At 64.7% G+C, this 23,083-nt stretch carries 17 protein-coding genes; 12 read left to right on the top strand and 5 right to left on the bottom strand.

The features are described from left to right. Position 1: 1 nt before the first annotated feature. Entirely contained in the window at positions 2-484 is a 483-nt protein-coding gene (locus ABZE94_RS10145) for a transcription elongation factor GreAB (RefSeq protein ID WP_372875403.1), read from the bottom strand. Between the two features lie 116 nt (positions 485-600). Here ABZE94_RS10145 and ABZE94_RS10140 point away from each other — a divergent pair, with 116 nt between their 5' ends. Next, on the top strand, positions 601-831 hold the full coding sequence (locus ABZE94_RS10140; RefSeq protein WP_372875402.1) for a hypothetical protein: 231 nt from the start codon (positions 601-603) through the stop codon (positions 829-831). Between the two features lie 86 nt (positions 832-917). Further along, positions 918-1,775 (top strand): HDOD domain-containing protein, encoded by an 858-nt coding sequence (locus tag ABZE94_RS10135; RefSeq protein WP_372875401.1) that lies wholly within the window; start codon positions 918-920, stop codon positions 1,773-1,775. Positions 1,776-1,878: 103 nt separating this feature from the next. On the opposite strand, the gene yccS is transcribed toward ABZE94_RS10135, so the two are convergent. Further along, positions 1,879-4,056, bottom strand: coding sequence for a YccS family putative transporter (gene yccS / locus ABZE94_RS10130; protein ID WP_372875400.1), 2,178 nt, complete (start codon positions 4,054-4,056; stop codon positions 1,879-1,881). Between the two features lie 296 nt (positions 4,057-4,352). Between yccS and ABZE94_RS10125 the strand changes: the two genes are divergently transcribed. From ABZE94_RS10125 to ald, 4 genes are all read left to right on the top strand, one after another. Next, complete coding sequence (locus ABZE94_RS10125) at positions 4,353-5,744, top strand: nodulation protein NfeD (protein WP_372875399.1); 1,392 nt, start codon at positions 4,353-4,355, stop codon at positions 5,742-5,744. Positions 5,745-5,746: 2 nt separating this feature from the next. Further along, positions 5,747-6,505, top strand: a complete 759-nt coding sequence (locus ABZE94_RS10120; protein WP_372875398.1) for a slipin family protein — start codon at positions 5,747-5,749, stop codon at positions 6,503-6,505. Positions 6,506-6,623: 118 nt separating this feature from the next. Beyond that, positions 6,624-8,120: a pyridoxal-phosphate dependent enzyme gene (locus ABZE94_RS10115; protein ID WP_372875397.1), complete on the top strand. Its 1,497-nt coding sequence runs from the start codon at positions 6,624-6,626 to the stop codon at positions 8,118-8,120. Positions 8,121-8,375: 255 nt separating this feature from the next. After that, positions 8,376-9,500: an alanine dehydrogenase gene (gene ald, locus ABZE94_RS10110; protein WP_372875396.1), complete on the top strand. Its 1,125-nt coding sequence runs from the start codon at positions 8,376-8,378 to the stop codon at positions 9,498-9,500. A gap of 201 nt (positions 9,501-9,701) precedes the next feature. Here the strand turns inward: ald and ABZE94_RS10105 are convergent, their stop codons facing one another. After that, the gene (locus ABZE94_RS10105) at positions 9,702-10,496 is read right to left on the bottom strand and encodes a phosphatase PAP2 family protein (RefSeq protein ID WP_372875395.1); all 795 of its coding nucleotides are present in this window, start codon (positions 10,494-10,496) and stop codon (positions 9,702-9,704) included. 222 nt (positions 10,497-10,718) lie between these two features. Here ABZE94_RS10105 and hslO point away from each other — a divergent pair, with 222 nt between their 5' ends. Together hslO and ABZE94_RS10095 are read left to right on the top strand one after the other, a co-directional pair. Then, on the top strand, positions 10,719-11,606 hold the full coding sequence (hslO, locus tag ABZE94_RS10100; protein ID WP_372875394.1) for an Hsp33 family molecular chaperone HslO: 888 nt from the start codon (positions 10,719-10,721) through the stop codon (positions 11,604-11,606). Between the two features lie 159 nt (positions 11,607-11,765). Beyond that, positions 11,766-13,307: a phosphoenolpyruvate carboxykinase gene (locus ABZE94_RS10095; RefSeq protein WP_372875393.1), complete on the top strand. Its 1,542-nt coding sequence runs from the start codon at positions 11,766-11,768 to the stop codon at positions 13,305-13,307. Between the two features lie 74 nt (positions 13,308-13,381). Here ABZE94_RS10095 and ABZE94_RS10090 read toward each other — a convergent pair whose 3' ends face one another. Then, a complete protein-coding gene (locus tag ABZE94_RS10090) occupies positions 13,382-15,244 on the bottom strand; it encodes a putative bifunctional diguanylate cyclase/phosphodiesterase (protein ID WP_372875392.1) in 1,863 nt (620 codons plus the stop codon). 664 nt (positions 15,245-15,908) lie between these two features. On the opposite strand from ABZE94_RS10090, the gene ABZE94_RS10085 reads away from it, so the two are divergent. Together ABZE94_RS10085 and ABZE94_RS10080 are read left to right on the top strand one after the other, a co-directional pair. Further along, positions 15,909-17,846, top strand: coding sequence for an ATP-dependent DNA helicase RecQ (locus ABZE94_RS10085; protein WP_372875391.1), 1,938 nt, complete (start codon positions 15,909-15,911; stop codon positions 17,844-17,846). Positions 17,847-19,018: 1,172 nt separating this feature from the next. Then, the gene (locus ABZE94_RS10080; protein ID WP_372875390.1) at positions 19,019-19,363 is read left to right on the top strand and encodes a cupin domain-containing protein; all 345 of its coding nucleotides are present in this window, start codon (positions 19,019-19,021) and stop codon (positions 19,361-19,363) included. Between the two features lie 133 nt (positions 19,364-19,496). Here the strand turns inward: ABZE94_RS10080 and ABZE94_RS10075 are convergent, their stop codons facing one another. Further along, positions 19,497-20,006, bottom strand: coding sequence for a hypothetical protein (locus ABZE94_RS10075; RefSeq protein ID WP_372875389.1), 510 nt, complete (start codon positions 20,004-20,006; stop codon positions 19,497-19,499). A 497-nt stretch (positions 20,007-20,503) separates the two neighbouring features. Between ABZE94_RS10075 and ABZE94_RS10070 the strand changes: the two genes are divergently transcribed. Together ABZE94_RS10070 and ABZE94_RS10065 are read left to right on the top strand one after the other, a co-directional pair. After that, the gene (locus tag ABZE94_RS10070; protein WP_372875388.1) at positions 20,504-22,438 is read left to right on the top strand and encodes a multicopper oxidase family protein; all 1,935 of its coding nucleotides are present in this window, start codon (positions 20,504-20,506) and stop codon (positions 22,436-22,438) included. 355 nt (positions 22,439-22,793) lie between these two features. Further along, on the top strand, positions 22,794-23,083 hold a 290-nt coding region (locus ABZE94_RS10065), incomplete at its 3' end, for an HPF/RaiA family ribosome-associated protein (RefSeq protein ID WP_372875387.1).

Raw genomic sequence — 23,083 nt, 5'->3', positions numbered from 1 at the left:
TTCAGCAGACCCGTAGCACTTCGAAGCGCTGAATGCTGTTGCCCATGCGCAGTTCCACCTGATCGCCTTCGCCGCAGCCGATCAGGCGTTGCCCAAGCGGTGCGCGCGGGCTGATCACCCGCACTTCCTGGCCGTCCAGCAGCAGTTTCAGGCCGGCGCCGTCGGGGCCGAGGAACAGGCATTGCTCGCTGCCCTGGGCATCGGCCAGCCACACCAGGGCGCTGAGCTGAATGCCCAGTTGCGCATCGAAGGGCCGCAGCCGGAGTTTTTCCCAGGCGCTCAGGGCCTGGCGAATCTCCTCGACCCGGCGCGCCTGGCCGGCGGCCAGATAGGAGGCCTCCAGGCCCAGGGTGTCGTACTTGTTCTCGGCAATATTCTCTTCGTGGGTGGCCGCTTCATAGGCGGTCAACGCCGCTTGCTGGGCCAGTGCCAGATCGCTGTGCAGCTTGTCGAGAATCAGTTGCTGGAGCAGGGCTTTGTTCAACGGTCACTCGCAGGGTCGGCAGGAAAAATCTCGGCCTATGCACCAAAGTCTAGTGTCGCCCTGGCTGCCGAAGGCGGCATTGTGCACGGGTTGCTACTAAAAGCGAGGGTGTGGGAATGAACATGATGCGGTCGATGGGTTATTGCTTCCTGTTTCTGCTGGTGCCGCTGGGCGCCTTGCTGGCCAGCTACCCGGGGCCGATCGCCGACTGGTTGAGCGCTCTGTTCGGTGTGCAAGTCAGCCGGGGCAACCTCGGTGCCGGCTTCATGCTGCTGGCGGCCATCTGCCTCAAGGTCGATCTGACCATTCGTCGCCGTGCTCAGGCCAGCCAGGCGAGCATCGCCTGACTGCTCGTGCGGCCATCTGCCAGTAAGCTGGCGCAATAGATCTCGGCCTTGGCTACACTGCGCTCCATCTGCGGCGGGAGGCCATGATGGAGACGACACAGTCCGACTACTCGATTTACCGGCAGGTAGTCACGCAACTGATAAATGATCAGGAGCAACTGCCCAGCTTGCCGATGTTGACCCTGGAAATTCGCCGGGCGCTGGCCAAGCCCGAGGTCAGCATGACCCTGCTGGTCAGCCTGATCGGCAGGGACCCGGCGCTCAGTGCATTGCTGATGAAGTACGCCTCCAGCGCCTTGCTGCGCACCCGCGTGGCGCCGAAAACCCTGCAGGACGTGTTGCGCGTGCTCGGCATGCAGCAAGTGGACCGGGTGGTGATGCTGCACAGCGTCAAGAGTCTGTTCGTCCTGCACAGCCCCGGGCACAAGTTGCTGTTCATGGACGCCTGGCAGCGGCTGACCCTGAAGGCAAGCATCTGCGGTTTTCTCGCGCGCAGGGTTGGGCAGGTGCCGGCCGATCATGCGGTGCTCGCCAGCCTGCTCGGCGAGGTGGGTTCGCTCGCGGTGCTCTCGGCGTTCAAGGGTGGCGACCTGGTGCCGACGCCGGCGCGCTACCACAGCCTGTGCCAGGCCTATGGCGCCTCGCTGGGGGTGATGCTGCTGAAAAAGTGGGCGGTGGATGAGGCCTATGTGGACATCGTGCGCGAGGCGGGCAACTGGACGCTGCAACGCCAGCGGCAGATCGAGCTGCTCGATCTGGTCAACCTGAGTCTGTTTCATGTCCTTCGCAACGCCGACAGCACCGCGCAGTTGCCGGCGCTGGCCAGCCTGGCCGCCTACGCCAAGCTCGGTGGTGCACACGGTGACGTGGCGGCGGACGGCAGCCTGGCCCTGGTCAGCCAGCATTGGGACGAGATCCATGAGCTGGCCGCGGTGCTGCGCTAGCGGGCTGTTGAACACTACCTGCGTTGCCCCTCTCGATAAAAGAAAAGGGGCGTTAAGAACGGCCCGCTAACGTTTCCTCTGCATCGTCAGCACAGACCAGTCTCTAGGGCGTGCCGCGGTTCTTGAGCAGGTGCGCGGCGAGGGAGCGCAACGGCCCGAGTTGCCGACAGATCAGCGCCAGCTGGGTCTGCAGCAGGCGCTGCCGGTCGTCCAGCGCATCCATGCGCTGTTCCAGTTCGGCGGCCAGTTGCTCTTCGGCGTCGCTCTGGATCACCACCGTACGTTCCTCGCTCAGGCTCCTGGCTATTTCGTCGAGGCTGCCGGCCAGGCGCTCGGCGCTGGCCGGCAAGGGGCTCTGCGGGTCGCCGAGGAGAATTTCGCCGCGGTGCGCGCCAAGGCCCGAGAGATAACTCAAGAGGGTGTGCGACAGCACCAGAAAGCGGAAGCCGAAGTCCGCCTCCTTACGGAAATGCCCGGGTTCCATGAGCATGTTGCCGAGGGTGGTGGACAGCGCGGCTTCGGCGTTGTGCGCATTGCGCCGGGCCAGGCGGTAGGCCAGGTCGTCGCGTTTGCCGCTGACGTACTGCTGGATGATCTGGCGCAGGTAGGTGCTGTTGCAGCTGAGGGTGTTGGCCAGCATGCGGTTGAGTCGGCGCCCCTGCCAGTCCGGCAGGATCAGGAACACCGCGAGGCCGGCGATCAGGCTGCCGATCAGGGTGTCGACCAGGCGCGGCAGGATCAGTCCGTAGCCGTCGCCGACCTGGTTGAAGCAGAACAGCACCAGCAGGGTGATCGCCGCGGTGGCCAGGGTGTAACGGCTGCTGCGGGTGGCGAAGAAGGCCACCCCGGCAGCCACGGCGAAGAAGGCCTGCACCAGCGGGTTGGGGAACAGGTCGAACAGCGCCCAGCCGAGCAGCAGGCCGAGCACGGTGCCGGCGATCCGCTGCACCAGCTTGAGGCGGGTGGCGCCGTAGTTCGGCTGGCAGACGAACACCGTGGTCAGCAGGATCCAGTAGCCCTGGGTCGGGTGAATCCAGTGCAGCACGCCGTAGCCGGCGGCCAGGGCGATGGCCAGGCGCAGGGCGTGGCGGAACAGCAGCGAGGTCGGGGTCAGTTGCTGGCGCAAGCGCTCCGCGACCTCCTTGAGCGAGTGTGGCTCGCGATCCAGCAGGCTGCTGTCCTGTTGCTCGTCCAGGGCATCGGGGTTGCTGGCGTGGCCGAGCAGTTGGTCGAGGGCGGCGAGGTTGCCGGCCAGGGCGCCCAGCGAGCGCAGCAGATGGCGCCAGGCCGGGTTGCTCTGCAGGTCCAGGTGCTGCAATGAGGCATGCAGATCGTCCAGCGCCTGGCTGCATTGCTCGCGGTAGTCGAACGGCTGGCGCAACTCGATGGCCTGGGCCAGACGCTGGCAGGCCTCGCCATGCAGGCGCAGCAGGCGCTGGCAGCGGAACAGCACGTCGCTGTGAAAGAAGGCTTCGGCCAGTTCGTTATAAGGGTAATGCGAGGAGCTGGCGCGCTCGTGGATGTCCTGGGCGAGGAAGTACAGCTTGAGGTAGCGACTGACCGTGCTGCCCGGCCGGTCATTGCCGACGCGGTGCAGGATGACTTCCTTGGCGGCATTCAGCGCCGCCACCACCCGGCCGTTCTGCTGGGCCAGGGCCAGCCGCCGCTGTTCCACGTCGAGTTGACGCAGCGGCTCGAACAGCGCGGCCTTGAGCTTGAGGTAGCGGCCCAGCTCGCGGAACAGCCGGGCCAGGCTGTGCTGCACTGGCTGGTTGGCGAACAGCGCATGCCAGATCACCGACAGCACCCCGTACCAGGCCGCGCCTGCCACCAGCAGCAGCGGTTCCAGCCACAGGCCGGCGACGCCGCCGCGCTGCTCCACGCCGATCATGCTGTAGATCGCCAGGATCAGGGTCGCCGAACCCAGGGTGGCGTAGCGCTCGCCGAGGGCGCCGAGCATGGTCAGGGTGAAACTGGCCAAGGCCAGGGCGCCGACGAACAGCCAGGGATAGGGGAACAGCCACTCCACCGCATAAGCCGCCGCGCTGAAGCAGCCGAGGGTGACCAGCAGCGCGGTCAGGCGGCCTTGCCAGCTGTCGTCGGTCTCGGCCAGGGCGCTGGCGATCACCCCGAGAAACAGCGGAATCATGGCCTGCATCCAGTCCTGTGCCCAGCTCAGCGCCAGGGCTCCGGCGAGGGCGATGAACACCCGCAGGCTGTAGCTGAACTTGTCCAGCGCCCACAGGCGGCGCAGGGAGTGGCGAAATGAACTGGCGGGCATCCGAGCGACCTTGTACAGCGGCAATAGTGAGCAGACTAACGGAGTATGCGGACGTCCGGCACTCCCCTGGCGACACCTTTTGCAGAGAGGCGGTGAAAAAAACTCCCACCTACTGCAGGCGCCCCCAGACATTTTCGCTACGGCGTTCGATATGTTTACAGCCGCTGAGCACTGACATTCGCGGTCTGTACAAAAAACCATGGACTATCCTGTTAGCAGACAGCCGCGCTTTGCCTATCTTTTGACCCGTAGTGGCTGTCGTGGAGAGGGCCGTGAAGGTTTTCCCGATACAGCGCTTGCTCCTTGTCTTGGCCTTGCTGCTCTTGCCGCCGGGACTGCTGGCCGCTCAGGCGGCGACCCCGGCGCCTGTGGTGGCGTTGCGTGTCGATGGCGCCATTGGCCCGGCCAGCGCCGACTATGTGGTGCGCGGTCTGGCCCGCGCGGTGGAGGAGGGCGCGCAGCTGGTGGTGCTGAACATCGACACCCCCGGCGGTCTGGACACCTCGATGCGCGACATCATCAAGGCGATTCTCGCCAGCCCGATTCCGGTGGCCAGTTATGTCGCGCCGAGTGGCGCGCGGGCCGCCAGTGCCGGCACCTATATCCTCTATGCCAGCCATATCGCGGCGATGGCGCCGGGCACCAACCTCGGTGCGGCCACGCCGGTGGCCATCGGCGGCGTGCCCAGTTCGCCGCCGAAGCAGCCCGAGGGCGATAAAGCGGAGAAATCCGACAAAGACAAAGAAGGTGAAGGCGGGACCGAGCAAGCGCCGGGCGACGCCATGAGCAAGAAGCAGATCAACGATGCCGCGGCCTATATCCGCGGCCTGGCGCAGATGCGCGGGCGCAATGCCGAATGGGCCGAGCAGGCGGTGCGCCAGGCGGTCAGCCTGGCGGCCGAAGAGGCGCTCGAACTCAAGGTGGTCGACTATGTTGCCCGCGACCTGGCCCATCTGCTTGAGCAACTGGACGGCAAGAGCTTCACCGCTGCCGGGGTCGAGGCGACGCTGCGCACCGCCGATGCCGCGGTGGTCAGCCACGCGCCGGACTGGCGCACGCGCTTGCTGGCGGTGATCACCAATCCCAGCGTGGCGCTGCTGTTGATGATGATCGGCGTCTATGGCCTGTTCTTCGAGTTTTCCAACCCGGGCACCGGCGTCGGCGGCGTGCTCGGGGGCATCAGCCTGATTCTGGCGATGTACGCCCTGCAGCTGTTGCCGGTCAACTACGCCGGCGTGGCCTTGATCCTGCTCGGCATCGCCTTCATCGCCGCCGAAGCCTTCATGCCGAGTTTCGGCGTGCTCGGCATCGGCGGCTTGGTCGCCTTCGTCTTCGGTGCCTTGATTCTGATCGACACCGATGTGCCGGGATTCGGCATTCCCCTGCCGTTGATCGTGACGCTGGCCCTGACCAGCGGAGGCGTGATTTTCGCCATCCTCAGCATGGCCATGCGCGCGCGGCGGCGAGCCCTGGTCGGTGGCGACACCGAGCTGATCGGCAGCCTGGCGCGGATTCATGCGGTGCAACCGAGCAACCCGTTGGGCGGCTGGGTGCAGCTGCAAGGGGAGAACTGGCAGGTGCTCAGCCGGGTGCCGCTGCAGCCGGGCCAGCAGGTGCGGGTGCTGGCGCGCAAGGGCTCGACGCTGGACGTTGCCGCCACTGACGAGACACCGCCACAAGGAGACTGATCATGGGTTTTGAACTGAGTTTTGCCACGCTGGCGGTGCTGCTGATGGCGCTGCTGGTTTCGGCGTTCCGCATCCTGCGCGAATACGAGCGCGGCGTGGTGTTCCAGTTGGGGCGTTTCTGGAAGGTCAAGGGGCCGGGCTTGGTGATCATCATTCCGGGCATCCAGCAGATGGTCCGCGTCGACCTGCGCACCATAGTGCTGGACGTGCCGACCCAGGACGTGATCTCCCGCGACAACGTCTCGGTCAAGGTCAATGCGGTGATCTACTTTCGCGTGCTCGACCCGCAGAAGGCGATCATCCAGGTCGAGGATTTTCACGGCGCCACCAGCCAGCTGTCGCAGACCACCCTGCGCGCGGTGCTCGGCAAGCACGAACTGGACGAGATGCTCGCCGAACGCGAACGCCTCAACGCCGATATTCAACAGGTGCTGGACGCGCAGACCGACGCCTGGGGCATCAAGGTGGCCAATGTCGAGATCAAGCACGTCGACCTCGACGAATCGATGATCCGCGCCATCGCCAAGCAGGCCGAGGCCGAGCGCGAGCGGCGGGCCAAGGTGATCCATGCCGAGGGCGAGCTGCAGGCCTCGGAAAAACTCATGCAGGCCGCCGAGATTCTTGGCCGCCAGCCAGGTGCCATGCAGCTGCGCTACATGCAGACCCTGAGCAATATCGCCGGCGACAAGAGCTCGACCATCGTCTTTCCGTTGCCGATCGAGCTGCTTCAGGGCATGGCCGAACTCAAGGGCAAGAACTAGGCGCTGTATCAATAATTATGGGGTGAGGGTAAGCGCAGCCCGGCCCCTCATTGACCAACGAGTACAGCGCCAAGAACTAGCCGGCCGTGCAGGGCCGATGCTGCTGACGGAGGCTTCGATGAACACCCGCTGCGAGAGTATTCTGGCCACCATCGGCCGCACCCCGGTGATCCGCATCAACCGCCTGGGGCCGCCCGGCGTCGAGTTGTACGTCAAGGTGGAAGCCTTCAACCCCATGGGCTCGGTGAAGGATCGCATGGCCCTCAGCGTGATCGAGGCGGCCGAACGCGGCGGCGCCCTGCAACCGGGGCAGACGGTGATCGAAGCCACCAGCGGCAACACCGGCATCGGCCTGGCCATGGTCTGCGCGGCCAAGGGCTATCCGCTGGTGCTGACCATGGCCGAGAATTTCAGCATCGAGCGGCGCAAGATTCTGCGTTTTCTCGGCGCCCGGGTGGTGCTCACCCCGGCCGCGCTCAAGGGTAGCGGCATGGTCGGCAAGGCCGAGGAACTGGCGGCGGCACATGGCTGGTTCCTGGTGCGCCAGTTCGAGAACGAGGCCAATGCCGACGCCCACAGCCGCACCACCGCCCTGGAGGTCCTCGAGGCCTTCGCCGATGTGCCGCTCGACTACTTCGTCACCGGTTACGGCACCGGCGGCACGCTCAAGGGCACCGCGCGGGTGTTGCGCGAGCGCAGCCCGGCGACCCGCATCGTGGTCTGCGAACCGGACAACTCGCCGCTGCTGGGCAGCGGCATCGTCCAGCTGCGCGATGCCGAGGGCCGGCCGCTGGACAGCCACCCGGCGTTCCGCCCGCACCTGATGCAGGGCTGGACCCCGGACTTCATTCCCAAGCTGACCGAGGATGCGCGCGGCCTCGGCTTGATCGACCGGATAGTGCCGATCAACGGCAACCAGGCCCTGCACTACGCCCGCCAGCTGGCACGCCAGGAAGGCATCTTCTGCGGCCCCACGAGCGGCGCCACCTTCGCCGGTGCCATGGCCGTGGCCGCCGATGCCGCCCCCGGCAGTCGCATCCTCTGCATGCTGCCGGACACCGGCGAGCGCTACCTGTCCACGCCGCTGTTCGAAGACATCGCCGTGGACATGAGTGAGGAGGAACAGCAGCTGGCCCGCTCGACGCCCAACTACCGCTTCGACGTTAGCCCCGCCGCGCCCGGTGCCGCGCAGCCGGAGCCGGTCGGCGCAGAAGTCGATGCCGAGGCCGAGGCGCTGCTGGCGCAAATCCTCGCCGACCCTCAGCAGCCGCTGGTGATGTTCGCCCTGGAGTGGTGCGAGTTCTGCTGGTCGGCGCGCAAGCTGTTCAACGCCCTCGGCGTGGCCTACCGCTCGGTCGACCTGGACTCGGTCGAGTACCAGCGGGACGACCTCGGCGGCCGCCTGCGCGTCGCGCTGCGGCGCAAGAGCGGGATGCTCACCATCCCGCAGATATTCGTCGGTGGCGAGCTGCTCGGCGGCTGCAACGAACTGTTTCGCGCCTATGCCGATGGCCGGCTCGCCACGCTGCTGGGTGCCCAGGGTATCGAACTGGCCGAGGGGCCTGCGCTCGATCCGGCCACCCTGGCACCGGCCTGGCTGCATCCGCGCGGCTGAGCGCTGGTGAAAAAACGCCTGCCGGCTGCGACCGCCCCCAGGCATCCGCTGCTGACGTTGCGCTACGGCGCTCGATATTTTCACGACCGCCGAGGGCGGCGGACAAGCTGTCGCGTTCTGCATCGAGTGGCGGGAAAGGTGCCGTTATGCGCGGCTGAATCAGGGCTTTCAGCTGAAGTGCGGCGGATATACAGGGAGGCCCGCGGCATCGCTCTTCTAAACTTCAAGGTACTCGGCTGAAGTAAGGAGAGGATCATGCGTATCGGTGTCCCCAAAGAGATCAAGAACCATGAGTACCGTGTTGGCCTGACTCCGCAATCGGTAATCGAACTGACCGCCCTTGGCCATCAGGTTTGGGTCGAGAGCCTGGCGGGGGCCTCCATTGGCTTCGACGACGCCGACTACCAGGCGGCCGGCGCGCAGATCGCCCGGGACGCGGCGCAGGTGTTCGACGAGGCGCAGCTGATCGTCAAGGTCAAGGAGCCGCTGACCGCCGAGCGCGCGCTGCTGCGTCCCGAACACACCCTGTTCACCTACCTGCACCTGGCGCCGGACCGGCCGCAGACCGACGAGTTGATGGCCAGCGGCGCCACCTGTATCGCCTATGAAACCGTCACCGACAGCCACGGCCGTCTGCCGCTGCTGGCGCCGATGTCCGAGGTGGCCGGGCGCATGTCGATCCAGGCCGGGGCCAGTTGCCTGGAAAAAGCCAGGGGCGGGCGCGGTGTGCTGCTCGGCGGTGTACCGGGCGTGGCGCCGGGCAAGGTGGTGATCCTCGGCGGCGGCGTGGTCGGCAGCCATGCCCTGGCCATGGCGGTGGGGCTGGGTGCCGACGTCACGGTGCTGGACAAGAGCGTCGACGCCCTGCGGCGTCTGGACAGCCAGTACGCCAGCCGCATCACCACCCTCTATTCGACCCGCGCCGCGCTGCGCGAGCAGATCCTGGCAGCCGACCTGGTGATCGGCGGTGTGCTGATCCCCGGCGCCGCCGCGCCCAAGCTGATCAGCGCCGAGATGGTCCGGCAGATGCTGCCCGGCTCGGTGCTGGTGGACGTGGCGATCGACCAGGGCGGCTGTGCCGAGACCTCGAAAGCCACCACCCATGCCGATCCCACCTACGTGGTCGACGGGGTGGTGCACTACTGCGTGGCCAACATGCCCGGCGCAGTGGCGCGCACCTCGACCCTGGCGCTGAACAACGCCACCCTGCCGTTCGTCATCGCCCTCGCCGAGAAGGGCACGCGCCGTGCCCTGGAAGAAGACCCGCACCTGTGCAACGGCCTCAACGTGGCCAAGGGCATGATCACCTGCGCCAGCGTCGCCGAGGCCCACGGCCTGCCCTTCCAGTCTGCGACCAGCGTGCTGGAACATCTGCTGTAGCGCGAGTGGCGGAGAGCCGCACAGGGAGTGCATTGTTTGCTGAGTTTGTGGGAGACCTCGGCGCGATGCTTTTGCTTGTGGGGCGGACGTTGTCCGCCATCGCAGCTGAAGCAGCTCCTACAGGGTTTGCTGGTGTCTGCTGCGACCCGGCGCGATGCTGTTGGCCTGCAGGGCAGGCCTGCTTTCGCTACGTGGTGCTTCTCAATGCCCCGAAATCACGCTGAACCGCCCCAGCAGCGGCAGGCGTGCCAGTTGGCGGGTCAGCGGTGCGCTGCAGCGCTCCAGCCAGGCGCTGGCCTTGTCAGCGAAGGGTGTATAGCAGCCCCAGGCCAGCGCCAGCAGGCTGAGGAACACCCCGCCGACCAGCGCGTCCGAGGCCCAATGGGCGCCGGCGACCAGGCGTGGCAGCATGAACAGCACGGCCATGCTCCAGACCAGCAGGAGCTTCCAGCCGCGGGCGAAGAAACTCATGAACAGCGCCCAGATCAGCAGCACCGAGGCGTGGTCGCCGGGGAAGCTGCGGCTGGCGCTGTCTTTCATGTCCCAGCGCTCTTCCCAGGTGGGGAACAGCTCGGTCAGGCGCGCGCTGCCTTCTACCACCAGCGAGGCGCTCGGCCGTTGCCAGCCCATCAGCTTGACCAGCTCGGCGAAACCGACACGAAACAGCAGCAATACCAGCAAGACGCTAAGAAAGGCGAACAGCGCCCGGCGTACCTGGGCGCCGCTGAACAGCAGGTCGGCCTTGAGCATCACGGCCAGCATCAGCAGGCCGACCCCCAGATCCACCGGGCGCATGCTGGCGATGGCCCAGATATGCGCCCACAGACCGGCCGCATGCACCGGCTCGTTGAGCAGGGTGAACAGGGTCAGGTCGAGTTGATCCCAGAGCTGGCGGCTCGGCTGCCACAGCCAGCTGGCGAGCAGCAGCACGGCGCCGATGTTGCAGAGCAGCAGGGGGCGCAGGCGCCATTGGCTGTTGAGGAAAGTATTGGGCATGATGCCGCTCCTTGATGAGAATAATGGTGTGCCTTCCCAGGCGGCGCGCATTTTAGGGGAGTTGGCCGGGGTTTGCATGTGACTTGTGCCCCAACTTGCCGCGGAAATTGATCGCCAGGAGGCGCGTCCGTGACGGTCATTCGGCGCGCGGCCCTTGGTTGGGCCGGCATTTGTGCATAAAATCGCCAGCCTCTAGCAATTCCCCTTGCAGGCGAGCCCGCTATGCCCGATTTCACCCAACGCTTTCTGTTCGACGACACCGACATTCGCGGCGAGTTGGTCGTCCTGGGCGAGAGCTACCAGCACGTGCTGGCCAAGCACGACTACCCGCAGCCGGTCGCGCAATTGCTCGGCGAGCTGCTGGCCGCCGCCTCCCTGCTGGTGGGCACCCTGAAGTTCGACGGCCTGCTGATTTTGCAGGCGCGCTCCTCGGGTGCGCTGCCGCTGTTGATGGTCGAATGCTCCAGCGCCGGCGAACTGCGCGGGATCGCCCGCTACCATGCCGAGCAGATTGGCGCCGATGCCGGCCTGGCCGAGCTGATGCCCGATGGCGTGCTGGCGATGACCGTCGACCCCACCCAGGGCCAGCGCTATCAGGGCATCGTCGACCTGGATGGCGCCACCCTGAGCGATTGCCTGACCAACTATTTCGCCACCTCCGAGCAACTGGCCACCCGCTTCTGGCTGTGTGCCGACGGTCAGCGTGCGCGCGGCCTGCTGCTCCAGCAGTTGCCTGCCGATCGTCTGAAAGAGCCGGAGGAGCGCGAGGCCAGTTGGCAGCATGCGGCGACCCTGGCCGCCACCCTGAGCCACGAAGAGCTGCTGGGGTTGGACAACGAAACCCTGCTGCACCGTCTCTATCATGAAGAACCGCTGCGTCTGTTCGAGCCGCGGCCGCTGCAATTTCGTTGCAGCTGCTCGCGTGAACGTTCGGCCAATGCCCTGGTCAGTTTAGGTCAGGCCGATGCCGAGCTGCTGCTGAGCGAGCATGCCGGCCAGGTGGTGATCGACTGCCAGTTCTGCAACCAGCGCTACGCGTTCGACGCTGCCGACATCGCTCAACTGTTCGCTGGAGGCGGCAGCGCAGGGCCTGCGCAGACCCTTCATTGAGCGCAATAGCGTGCGCCTATCGACCCGCTTAGCGGATCGGGTGCTGCCAAGGGACGTGCTTTCTGGCATACTCCCGCGACTTTTTTCTCGCTGTAGTAGTGTTTTCGCTTTTACTACAAAACGTTTGGAAAACTCGGCCTTTGGCCGACGGGGACCCCCATGACGCAAGCCAATAACGCCGTGTACACCGACATCAGCGCTGCACAATTGGTCGAAGAAGCCATCCGCCGCGGTGAGGGCGAACTGGCCGCCAGCGGCGCCCTGGTCGTACGTACCGGTCATCGTACTGGTCGTTCGCCAGCGGATCGCTTCATCGTCCAGGAGCCGAGCACCGAGGCGAAAATCGCCTGGGGCCCGATCAACCGTCCCTTCCCCGCCGACAAGTTCGATGCCCTGTGGGACCGTGTCGAAGAGTTCAACCGCAACCAGGATTTCTTCGTCTCCCACGTCCACGTCGGTTCCGCCGAGGAACACTACCTGGCGGTCAAGATGACCACGGCGACGGCCTGGCAGAACCTGTTCGGCCGCCAGTTGTTCATCAACCCGCCCGCCTACAACCCGGCCGGCAAGGACGAGTGGCAGGTGCTCAACGTGGCCAACTTCGAGTGCGTGCCCGGGCGTGACGGCACCAACTCCGACGGCTGCGTGATCATCAACTTCGCCGCCAAGAAGGTTCTGCTGGCTGGCATGCGTTACGCCGGCGAGATGAAGAAAGCCATGTTCTCGGTGCAGAATTTCCTGCTCCCGGAAAAAGACGTGCTGCCGATGCACTGCGCCGCCAACATCGGCGAAGAGGGCGACGTGACCCTGTTCTTCGGTCTGTCCGGCACCGGCAAGACCACCCTGTCGGCCGACGAGTCGCGCTACCTGATCGGCGATGACGAACACGGCTGGGGCGAGGGCGTTGTCTTCAACATCGAGGGCGGTTGCTATGCCAAGTGCATCGACCTGTCCGAGAAGAACGAGCCGGTGATCTGGAAGGCCATCCAGTTCGGCACCGTGCTGGAAAACGTCATCCTCGACGAGCAGCGCGTGCCGGATTACACCGATGACAGCCTGACCCAGAACAGCCGCGCCGCCTACCCGCTGGAGTTCGTCGAGAAGCGTTCCGAGAAGAACCTCGGCGGCGAGCCGAACGCGGTGATCTTCCTGACCTGCGACCTGACCGGCGTACTGCCGCCGGTGTCGATCCTCAACGAAGAACAGGCGGCCTACCACTTCCTCTCCGGCTATACAGCGCTGGTCGGTTCCACCGAAATGGGCAGCGGCAGCGGCATCAAGTCGACCTTCTCCACCTGCTTCGGCGCGCCCTTCTTCCCGCGCCCGGCTGGCGAATACGCCGAATTGCTGATCAAGCGCATCCGCGGCTTCAACTCCAAGGTCTACCTGGTCAACACCGGCTGGACCGGCGGTGGCTATGGTGTGGGCAAGCGCTTCAATATCCCGACTACCCGTGGCGTGATCGCCGCGATCCAGAGCGGCGCGCTGATCGGCACCGAAACCGAGCAACTGCCGATCATCAACCTCAGCGTGCCGAAGTCGGTACCGGGTGTCGAAACCAACCTGCTCAACCCGCGCAACACCTGGGAAGACCAGAACGCCTACGACGAAGCCGCCAAAGGCCTGGCCAAGCTGTTCATCGACAACTTCAAGAAGTTCGATGTCAGCGACGCCATCAAGCAGGCCGGCCCGCAGCTCTAAGTCGCGGTCTATTGCTGCTTGAACAAGCCGCCTTCGGGCGGCTTTTTCATGTCCGAGCCGGCAAGGGCGCGGCACTACACCCCGGCGTACCCTTGTGGTTGGCCGCAGGCGCCGCTCTGCGCCGCGGCACTGACCGACAGCGCCTGCCAGTGCTGCGCGAACGACTCGGCCGGCATGGGGCGGCCCAGCAGGTAACCCTGGCACTGGTCACAGCCTTCGGCCAGCAACCAGCCCTGCTGCTCCGGCGTTTCCACTCCTTCGGCAAGCACCGTCAGTTGCATGGATCTGGCCATGGCGATAATGGTATGAACCAACTGGCAGTCACTGCTATTGGTGGGCACCCCGGCCATGAAGCTTTTATCGATCTTCAGCTTGTCCAGGGCAAAGCGGCGCAGGTAGGCCAGCGATGAGTAGCCGGTGCCGAAATCGTCCACCGATATCCGCACGCCCAGGGCCTTGAGGGCTTTCAGGGTGTTTTCCGCTTGATCGGTGTGGCGCATCAGGGCGCCTTCGGTGATTTCCAGCTCCAGGCAATGAGCCGGCAGGCCGCTGCTGGCCAGGGCCCGCGCGACTAGCTGGACGATGTCTTGCTGCATGAACTGGATCGGCGACAGGTTGACGGCAATGGTCTCCAGCAGCAGGCCTTCTTCGCGCCAGGCGCTGGCCTGGCGGCACGCCTCGTTCAGCACCCAGCTGCCGATCGGCACAATCTGCCCGCTGTCTTCGGCCAGCGGGATAAAGGTATCCGGCCCCACCTGACCATGTTGCGGGCTGTGCCAGCGCAGCAGCGCCTCGGCGCCCAGGCAATGGCCGTCCGCCAGGCGCATCAACGGCTGAAAGTGCAGGCTCAGTTCATGGTTATGCAGGGCCCCGCGCAGGGAGAGTTCCAGCTCGAACCGCGTCCGCGCATGCTCGGTCAGGCAGGGGATGTAGTGGGCACAGGTGTTACGACCGTTGGCCTTGGCCCGGTACATGGCCGCATCCGCGTTGCGGATAAGTTCCGCGGCGTTGTTGCCATCGCCGGGGTACAGGGCAATGCCGATGCTGGCGCCCACATACAGCTCATGACCCTCCTCCAGCTGCAAGGGCTGTTCGAGCAACTGCAGCAGGCTGCGGGCCACCAGGCTGGCCGTGCTCGGTGCCGGCAGCCGCTCGAGGATCAGCAGGAACTCGTCGCCCCCCAGCCGCGCCAGGGTATCTTCCTGGCGGCAGCGGGTCTGCAGGCGCTGGGCCACCGTGCGCAGCACGGCGTCGCCAAAACCATGGCCATAGCTATCGTTCAGCGTCTTGAATCGATCCAGGTCGATAAACAGCACCGCGAGGTGGCCGCCGTGGCGCGTCACCTTGTCCAGTGCGTGCGCCAGCCTGTCGTACGCCAGCACCCGATTGGGCAAGCCGGTCAGCGAATCGAAATGCGCCATTTGCTGCAACTGGCGTTGATAGCTCTCGACAAAGCGGATCAGCATCTGTGAGCCGAACAGCAATCCCAGCATCAGCAGGAACACCGCCAGCGCATACACCGGCGCCCGCTCGACGAACACTTGCTGGAAGCTCTTGCCGCTCACCAGCACCGCCAGCACCCCCGATCCCTCCCGAAGGCGAACCCAGGCGCCGAATGGCAGTTGTGCATCCAGCAGGGTCAAGCCTGACAACTCGACCCAGTTCGGCTCGGCCCGTGCCGCCTGGATCAGCTTGCGCTGGGCAGGAGAGGAGGCCTCGTCGCTGAGGAGCAGCGGTTGCAGTGAGTCTTCAGGTGAGGCTGGTGCGCTCCCCTGCCACCACAGCAACAGACTCCGTGCCTGATCCTGTCGGCTCTGGTTGACACTGCGCTGCTCCAGCGCCATCGCCACTACAACCAGCAGCAGGATGCTGATGAAGGCCACACCGTTGACCGCCCAGAACTTGTAGCGCAAGGGCACACGCCGTAATGCTTCCATGCCTGAGTCCCATAGTCAGAAAAGGGATGATTCTATAGTTGCGAGGCGGTTCACATTATGCGCCGAATCAATGCTGATGAGGCTGCGCTGTATTTATGAATCTTGCCTGTCGATCTTGGCGGCTAACCGCGGCAACGTCCCGGAGTGGGCAGGCTTATCGCGAGGCTATTCAGCGTATCACTCAGGCAAAGGTTCATTTCGATTGCTGGACCATGGTCGTATACAGCCACGGTTAAAGGCGTAACAGCCCCTGCACAGTTCCCTCGAACGTGTTTCGGTTACCAGCAACTGCGTCCCGACAGGAAGCGGCGAGCGACGCCAGCTGACAGGGCGTTCGGCGCCCGCACCTCCCGCGACCGAGCCGCTTTCGGGCGGCCATGTCATTTCCGGGCGCCGTGCCGTCCCCTGTGGGCGCGGACTTGTCCGCGAACGGCGATCCGTCGGCGAGCAGCGATGCTGCCGAGGGGCTTTCGCGGCCAAGGCCCCTGCACGGTTAGCGCCGCAGTCCTCACTGCCTGCGGTGTTGTGGCCGGATGCGATCCGGGGAGCGACAATGTCGCGGATTGCACCCGGGCTACGAGGTCACCTGGTTTTTCGGGTGGCCTGACCCACCCTCGCCGCGTTATGGTCACAGGCCATTCAGCGGTCAACGGAGTGACAGCTCATGTACACCACCCTCGAACGTGTTTTCGGTTTTCAGCAGCTGCGTCCCGGCCAGGAGGCGGCAATCGGCGCCGTGCTGGCAGGGCGCTCGGCGGCCGCGATCTTTCCCACCGGTTCGGGCAAGTCGCTGTGCTACCAGCTGTCGGCGCTGCACCTGCCGCACCTGACCCTGGTGGTCTCGCCGTTGCTGGCGCTGATGCAGGATCAGCTGGCCTTTCTCGCCCGCCACGGCATCAGCGCCGCCAGCATCGACTCGGCGCAGAGCCGCGAAGACGCCAGCGCGGTGATGGCCAGGGCCAGGTCCGGCGAACTGAAGATCCTGATGATCTCGGTCGAGCGCCTGAAGAACGAGCGTTTCCGCAACTTCATCGGTCAGGTGCCGATCTCCCTGCTGGTGATCGACGAAGCCCACTGCATCTCCGAGTGGGGCCACAACTTCCGCCCCGACTACCTCAAGTTGCCCGACTACCAGCGCCAGTTCGGCATTCCCCAGGTGCTGCTGCTCACGGCCACCGCCACGCCGCCGGTGATCGCCGACATGCAGGCCAAGTTCGCCATCGCCCCGGCGGATGTGATCACCACCGGTTTCTACCGGGCCAACCTCAATCTGCTGGTCGAGCCGGTCAGCGGCGCCGACAAACAGCGCCGGCTGGTCGAGTGGCTGGGGGCCAAGGCCGGGCAGCCGAGCATCGTCTACGTCACCCAGCAGAAGACCGCCGAGCAGGTTGCCGAACGCCTGAGCCAGCGCGGCATCGCCGCCAGCGCCTACCACGCCGGCATGGCCCATGAGGCGCGCGAGGCGATCCAGCGGCGCTTCATGGGCGGGCAGATCAACTGCATCGTCGCCACCATTGCCTTCGGCATGGGCATCGACAAGAGCGATATCCGCAACGTGGTGCACTTCGACCTGCCCAAGTCGATCGAGAACTACAGCCAGGAGATCGGCCGGGCCGGGCGCGACGGCCAGCCCTCCGACTGCCTGGTGCTGGCCAACCGCGACAGCCTCAACGTGCTGGAAAACTTCGTCTATGGCGATACGCCCGAGCAGGGTGGCATCCGCTGCGTGCTCGACGAGCTGCTGGCCAGCAGCCAGGACGGTCAGTGGGAACTGCTGCTCAATGCCCTGTCCGAGCAGAGCAACATTCGCCAACTGCCGCTGAAAACCCTGCTGGTGCAGTTGGAGCTGCGCGGCATAATCGCTCCGCGCTACGCCTACTTCGCCGAATACCGCTTCAAGCACCTGCTCGAACCCGAGGCCCTGCTGGCCAAGTTCGACGGCGAGCGTCGCCAGTTCGTCGAGGCCATCTTCGACAGCTCGCAACGCGCCCGCACCTGGTGCACCCTGGATTTCGACAGGCTCTACCAGCAGCACCAGGCCGAACGCGGGCGGGTGGTCAAGGCGCTGGACTACTTCCAGGAAAAGGGCTGGATCGAGCTGGAAAGCAAACAGATGACCGAGGTCTACGCGCTGCTCGATGCCGGCTTCGACCCCGCAGCGCTGAGCGCCGAGCTGCATGACTACTTCAAACAGCAGGAGCGCAGCGAAATCACCCGTATCCATGCCATGCTCGAACTGTTCGCCACCGAGCACTGCCTGGGTCAGCGCCTGGCCGCCTACTTCGGCGACCGCCAGGCCCCCGAACGCTGCGGCCACTGCTCGGTGTGCCACGGCCAGGTCGCCCGTCTGCCGGAGCCGCCGCCGCTGCCCGCATTGGCCGAACATGACCTGCAGCGCCTGTGCGGCAGCTTTATCCAGCGCCACGCCGAGCTGAAAGGCAGCCCCCCGAGCGCCGAATGCCTGACCCGCTTCCTCTGCGGCATCAGCGTGCCGCTGTTGACCAAGCTCAAGGCGCGCGGCATTGCAGGCTTCGCCGCCCTGGACAGCTACCCCTACGCCGAAGTGCGCGCCTGGGCCGAGCAGCAACTGGCCATGGCCTGACGCAGCGCGGCAAGCGAAAACAGCTGATATGGATTTAGGATGGTTCCAGATCGAGCGGCGCACTCGATCTGTAGAGGGGCGGCCCGGGCGGCGTTCGACAACCCGCCAGCTTGTGTGCCGCGCCGATGAACCTTGGTGCACTGCCTGCGGCGAGTGACACCCTACGAACCGCGGATTGCTCCAGGCTGGGTGGTGTCTATTCGTAGGGTGGCTTCGGAGCGCAGCGACAACCCGCCAGCTTGTGTGCCGTACTGAAGTGGCCCGATGATTCTGGACACGCCTGCAGGGGCTCGGGTGCAGAGCTGAATAGCGACCAGGATCGACGCGTTTCATCCCGATGCTGGATCGGGATGAAATGCGTCAGAAGAGGGAGGTAGTCGGAGCCGAGACGGCGCTGATGAGGGTCAGTCGTCGTCTCGGATTTGCTTCACGCCCCGTGTGGGGCGCTGGATCGATGTCGCTGGCCGCCTGGACGAATGCCAGGGTGCTGCGTCGGGTCGCCATGCTAGGCAGTTGAACGGATCTTCGTTAGCACTATGGCTATCTATCCAGACCCATGGTCGGTTATGCCGTTCGACTGTTTCGCGCTGTACGATTCGCCTATTCGCGAGCTGCGGCGTTACGCGCTAAGCGCGGACTCGGGTTGCCATCTGTTGTCGACCTGCACCCACGGCCTGATCTTTCGACTCCATGGATACACGTGCATTCTGTGCTTTGGCACTGCGGCCAGCGTGCAGAATCACGCGGGTGCTGAGTGGGGGACAAGTGATACTGCGTGTCGTCATTCGCTTAAACCCTCCTTGTTACTGCCCTGAGTCATAAGGTAGCCCGATTTACCGCGAGCGGTTTAGTACGAGTGGCGATAAAACCTGAGGCTTCAGGAATTAACGCGCATAAACCCCGCCAGAAGCGCCGTATTCCCTGGGCTGCGCCAGCTTTGCCCCGTCGAGAAATCAGCGAATGCCTGCTGATGGATTGGCTTTAGGCGCCAGCAGGGCCGTAGGCAGGTTGCTCTTCGCGTCATGCGAGGTGGCGCGAAGAGGGCTGGTCGATCCAGGTCACCCTCGAGCTGCGCGTTTCCAGGCATTTTGGGGTCGACTACAGACATCCGTGTCGGCGCCAGAGGCTCTAGGTTAGGCGGCGTTATTTCAGCCGAACAACTTGGAGCAGACATGCCTAACCCAATCACCGTTCTCCGCGATACCACCCCCATGCCGATGCTCGACGCCTGCAAATGGGAGAAGCTTGCCGGCGACCCGCACACCGTCAACCTCAACGCCTACACCTCGGAAGACGGCAGCAAGATCATGGGCACCTGGATCTGCACCCCCGGCAAATGGCGGGTCGCCTACGAGAAATGGGAGTACTGCCACTTCCAGGAAGGCTATTGCATCATCACCCCGGACGGCCAGGCGCCGATCCACCTCAAGGCCGGCGATATCTTCATCGTCGAACCGGGCATGCAAGGCACCTGGGAAGTGGTCGAGACGGTGCGCAAGTACTTCGTCTTCGCCTGATATCGCCGGCCCCGACGCAAGTCAAGCGAGCGGGGCCGTAACAAGGTCGATGTGCAGGAGCCAGGGGGACGCCCAGTCCTTGCTGGCGATCCACCAGTGATCGCCAGAGTGCCGGACCACAGCAAGCTGGCTGCTACGGGGTGGCTTCCGCGCCACCCGGTCCATGAGGCGGCACGCCCGGCGCTTCCTCATCTGCCAGCCGTCGCAGGTAGATGGCGAAATCCGGGTCTTCCCCGCGCAATAACTGTGGCAGCCGTTCGCGGAAGTCCTCGCGTCGGCTCCACTCGCGCATGTAGTCCTCCCAGGAGTGCCAGCGCCGCTGTTTCTTCTCGTCCATGTTGGGCTCGTAGATCAGCAGATAGGCACGCTCGAACAGGGAAATGAGCATGTCGAAGATCAGCAACATGCGTTCGCGCTGTTCGTCGGTCAAATCCGGGGTGGCAGGCTGGCTGCGCAGCTTCAGGTCCGGGTTGGCCAGTACCACTTCCAGGAAGTCGATATAGGCATCGGAGATCTGCTGCCAGGTGGCTTCCTGTTCGTTCGCGCGCTCCTTGCGCTGTTCGACGAGGAACACCCCAATCGCGAAGGGCAAGGCCACCACCGTGACGATGTAGGACAGCAGCTCCCAGGTTTCGACTGTCATATCCCCCCCGTTGGCTAATGGCCGGTAGAGCAAGCAAAGCCGATTCTATTGCCGCGGACCGATGCCGATCGCCCAGGCGTCCTTGGCAACATATGACCAGTGGCACAACTATGGCACACAGGCCGGCTATGCTCAGGTAGCGGGCCGAATGGGCCGCACCAATGCTGTCTTTCGCCCACGCAGCGGTATTTCTCGAACAGCATCGTGTTTATACAGGCAGTCTTCAGGTCAAACGGTGAGACAAGGCAGACAGGGAAAGTTGGTTTACAGCGTGTCATGTGCACCCTGAAAGTGGATGCCTTCGGCAAATTGATGGACGGTCCCAGGCGGCGGTTCAAGCAATTTGACGAGCAGGAATTCGTACTATGTTCACGCGGCGTACATTCTTGAAATATACCGGCGGCACCGTTCTTACACTGTATGCATTTGACAGGTTCGGCGTGCCCGTCGCACTCGCACAGATTCCCGGTGGCTCACTCGATCCACATGACATTGCCATGTTTCAGACCCCCTTGCTGATTCCGCCGGTCATGCCGAGAGCGGCAAAGTTCAACCGGTTGGCCGGCAAGCAGGTCGACTACTACGAGATATCGGTCAAGCAGTTCGCCCAGCAGATCCTCCCGGCGGGCCTGCCGGCCACCACCGTGTGGGGCTATGGCGCGCTGTCGGCCAACGGCAATCGAGGCCTGTTGCTGCATAGCGCCCCCTCGCTGACCATCGAGGCCAAGTGGAACACGCCGGTGCGGGTGAAGTGGGTCAACGACCTCACAGACGATGTCGGCAACTACCTGCCGCACCTGCTGCCGGTGGACCCGACCCTGCACTGGGCCAACCCGCCCGGCGGTCTCGCTGGGCGCGACATGCGCCCGAACTTCGCCAGCACGCCGCCGCTCTACACCGGACCGGTGCCCATGGTCACCCATGTGCACGGTGCAGTCGGCGTCGGCGACGAGAGCGACGGCTATACCGAGGCCTGGTACCTGCCCGCTGCCAGCAACATCCCACAGGATTACGCCCATGCAGGCACCTGGTACGGTTTCTTCGCCGGCAAGGCCGAGGCCAACTTCGGTGAGACCTGGGGGCCAGGCTTTGCCACCTTCCAGTATCCGAACCTCAATCGCGCCTCGACCCTCTGGTACCACGACCACACGCTCGGCATGACCCGCCTCAATGTCTACGCCGGCCCGGCCGGTTTCTACCTGATACGTGGTGGCCCGGCCGGCGACTTCGCGGTGAGCGATACCCGCTCCGGCATGCCAGCGCTGCTGCCAAGTCCGGCGCCGCGGGAGAACGACAAATTCCCGCCGAACAAGACCTACTACGAGATCCCCATCGCCATCCAGGATCGTTCGTTCAACAGCGATGGCTCGCTGTTCTACCCCGAGTCACGCGAATTCTTCGACGACATTGCCGGTCCCTTCATTCCCGACACCGACATCGCGCCGGCCTGGAATCCCGAGTTCTTCGGCAACACACTGATGGTTAACGGCAACACCTGGCCCTTCCATACCGTCGAGCAGGTGCGCTATCGCCTGCGCCTGCTCAACGGCTGCCAGTCGCGCTTCCTGATCCTCGACTTCGGCAATATCCCCGGCGTGGAGGTCTGGCAGATTGGCAACGAAGGCGGCTTCCTGGCTGCGCCGGTCAACCTCAGCGCCGATCACGGCAATCGCCTGCTGATGGGCCTGGCCGAACGGGCCGACCTGATCGTCGATTTCAGCAATGTGCCAGTGGGCAATTACGTGTTGGGCAATGTCGGCCCGGACGAACCCTTCGGCGGCGGCGAGCCGGGTCTCGATTTCGAAATAGCCGACCCGGCGTCCACCGGCCAGGTCCTGGAGTTTCGCGTGGTGCCGGCCGTGGCCGTTGATCCGAGTACACCGCCGCAGTTTCTGCAGTTGCCGGCGATCACACCGCTGCCGGAGGCAAGCCTCACCCGTCGCCTGGTCCTGATCGAGGAGGTGTCGGCCTTCTTCGATGATGCCCCAGCCGAAGCATTACTGGGCACCCTGGCCGGTGACCCCGGCGAGGCGCCGGCACACTGGAGCAAGCGTCTGTGGGCAGAGCCGGTGACCGAGAACCCGGCCGTGGGTGCGACCGAGGTCTGGGAGCTGTACAACGCCACCGCCGACGCCCACCCGATGCACATTCATGAGGTGGTGTTCGAGGTCATCGACCGGCAGGACATCTTCGTCGACGAGGATGAACAGCAGGTGCAGCTGGCCCCCGGCAGCGTGCCCATGCCAGCCGAGCCCTGGGAGACCGGCTTCAAGGATACGGTCATCACTTACCCCGGCCAGGTCACGCGTCTGCGCGTACAGTTCAACTCGCCCGGCCAGTTCGTCTGGCACTGCCACATCGTCGAGCACGAGGACAACGAGATGATGCGGCCATTGCGCATCGGCCCCCTGCAGCCGGGGCAACCGGACTAGGCGCGCGGCGTGACAGTCAAGGACATCGACCGGCGGCAGACGCCCGGTTAACCCATGCCCGGCTCCCGATCGGGGTGCCGGGCATGCTCGCGTCCGCCTCATCCCAGGCAGCATTTACCCCGCCGCGCAGGCGATAGGGGTTGCCTTCCACGCCGGGCATTGTCATAACTGTCACGTGGCCATGTGTGGGCGCGCACTCAGCGTCCCCATGCAGGCTCAACGCACTACAGGGCTGCGCGTACGCAGCTGCAGCGTCGCAGATTGTGGTCTTTGTCAGCGCCGCAACGATAAAGTCCGGAACCTGGACGGTATGCCTGCCCTCGAAGGTACAGACCCGTCAGAAGCGAGGAATACCATGCAAATTCATGTGAGAAGCAACCATATCGAAGGAAGTGTCCGGCTTCAGGAGTGGGTAAGCGCGACAGTGTCCGAGCGGCTGGACCGTTTTGAAGATTTTCTCACCCGGGTTGAAGTTCATCTCAGCGACGAAAATGGCAACAAGAGCGGCGTCGACGACAAGCGCTGCCAGATCGAGGCACGGCCCAAAGGCCACCAATCCATTTCAGTCACCCACAAAGCCTCATCGCTCGATCAGGCCGTGGACGGCGCCACCGAAAAAATGCGCCATGCCCTCGAACACATGGT

This window comes from Pseudomonas sp., assembly GCF_041601375.1.
Lineage (GTDB): Bacteria > Pseudomonadota > Gammaproteobacteria > Pseudomonadales > Pseudomonadaceae > Aquipseudomonas.
The sequence above is the reverse complement of the archived record's forward strand: the minus strand, read 5'-3'. Positions and strand labels throughout refer to the sequence as shown.

Coding starts and splice junctions, on each gene's coding strand:
- ABZE94_RS10140 (WP_372875402.1), top strand. CDS start 601: ATGAACATGATGCGGTCGATGGGTTATTGCTTCCTGTTTCTGCTGGTG.
- ABZE94_RS10135 (WP_372875401.1), top strand. CDS start 918: ATGGAGACGACACAGTCCGACTACTCGATTTACCGGCAGGTAGTCACG.
- yccS (WP_372875400.1), bottom strand. CDS start 4,056: ATGCCCGCCAGTTCATTTCGCCACTCCCTGCGCCGCCTGTGGGCGCTG.
- ABZE94_RS10120 (WP_372875398.1), top strand. CDS start 5,747: ATGGGTTTTGAACTGAGTTTTGCCACGCTGGCGGTGCTGCTGATGGCG.
- ABZE94_RS10115 (WP_372875397.1), top strand. CDS start 6,624: ATGAACACCCGCTGCGAGAGTATTCTGGCCACCATCGGCCGCACCCCG.
- ald (WP_372875396.1), top strand. CDS start 8,376: ATGCGTATCGGTGTCCCCAAAGAGATCAAGAACCATGAGTACCGTGTT.
- ABZE94_RS10105 (WP_372875395.1), bottom strand. CDS start 10,496: ATGCCCAATACTTTCCTCAACAGCCAATGGCGCCTGCGCCCCCTGCTG.
- hslO (WP_372875394.1), top strand. CDS start 10,719: ATGCCCGATTTCACCCAACGCTTTCTGTTCGACGACACCGACATTCGC.
- ABZE94_RS10095 (WP_372875393.1), top strand. CDS start 11,766: ATGACGCAAGCCAATAACGCCGTGTACACCGACATCAGCGCTGCACAA.
- ABZE94_RS10090 (WP_372875392.1), bottom strand. CDS start 15,244: ATGGAAGCATTACGGCGTGTGCCCTTGCGCTACAAGTTCTGGGCGGTC.
- ABZE94_RS10085 (WP_372875391.1), top strand. CDS start 15,909: ATGTACACCACCCTCGAACGTGTTTTCGGTTTTCAGCAGCTGCGTCCC.
- ABZE94_RS10080 (WP_372875390.1), top strand. CDS start 19,019: ATGCCTAACCCAATCACCGTTCTCCGCGATACCACCCCCATGCCGATG.
- ABZE94_RS10075 (WP_372875389.1), bottom strand. CDS start 20,006: ATGACAGTCGAAACCTGGGAGCTGCTGTCCTACATCGTCACGGTGGTG.
- ABZE94_RS10070 (WP_372875388.1), top strand. CDS start 20,504: ATGTTTCAGACCCCCTTGCTGATTCCGCCGGTCATGCCGAGAGCGGCA.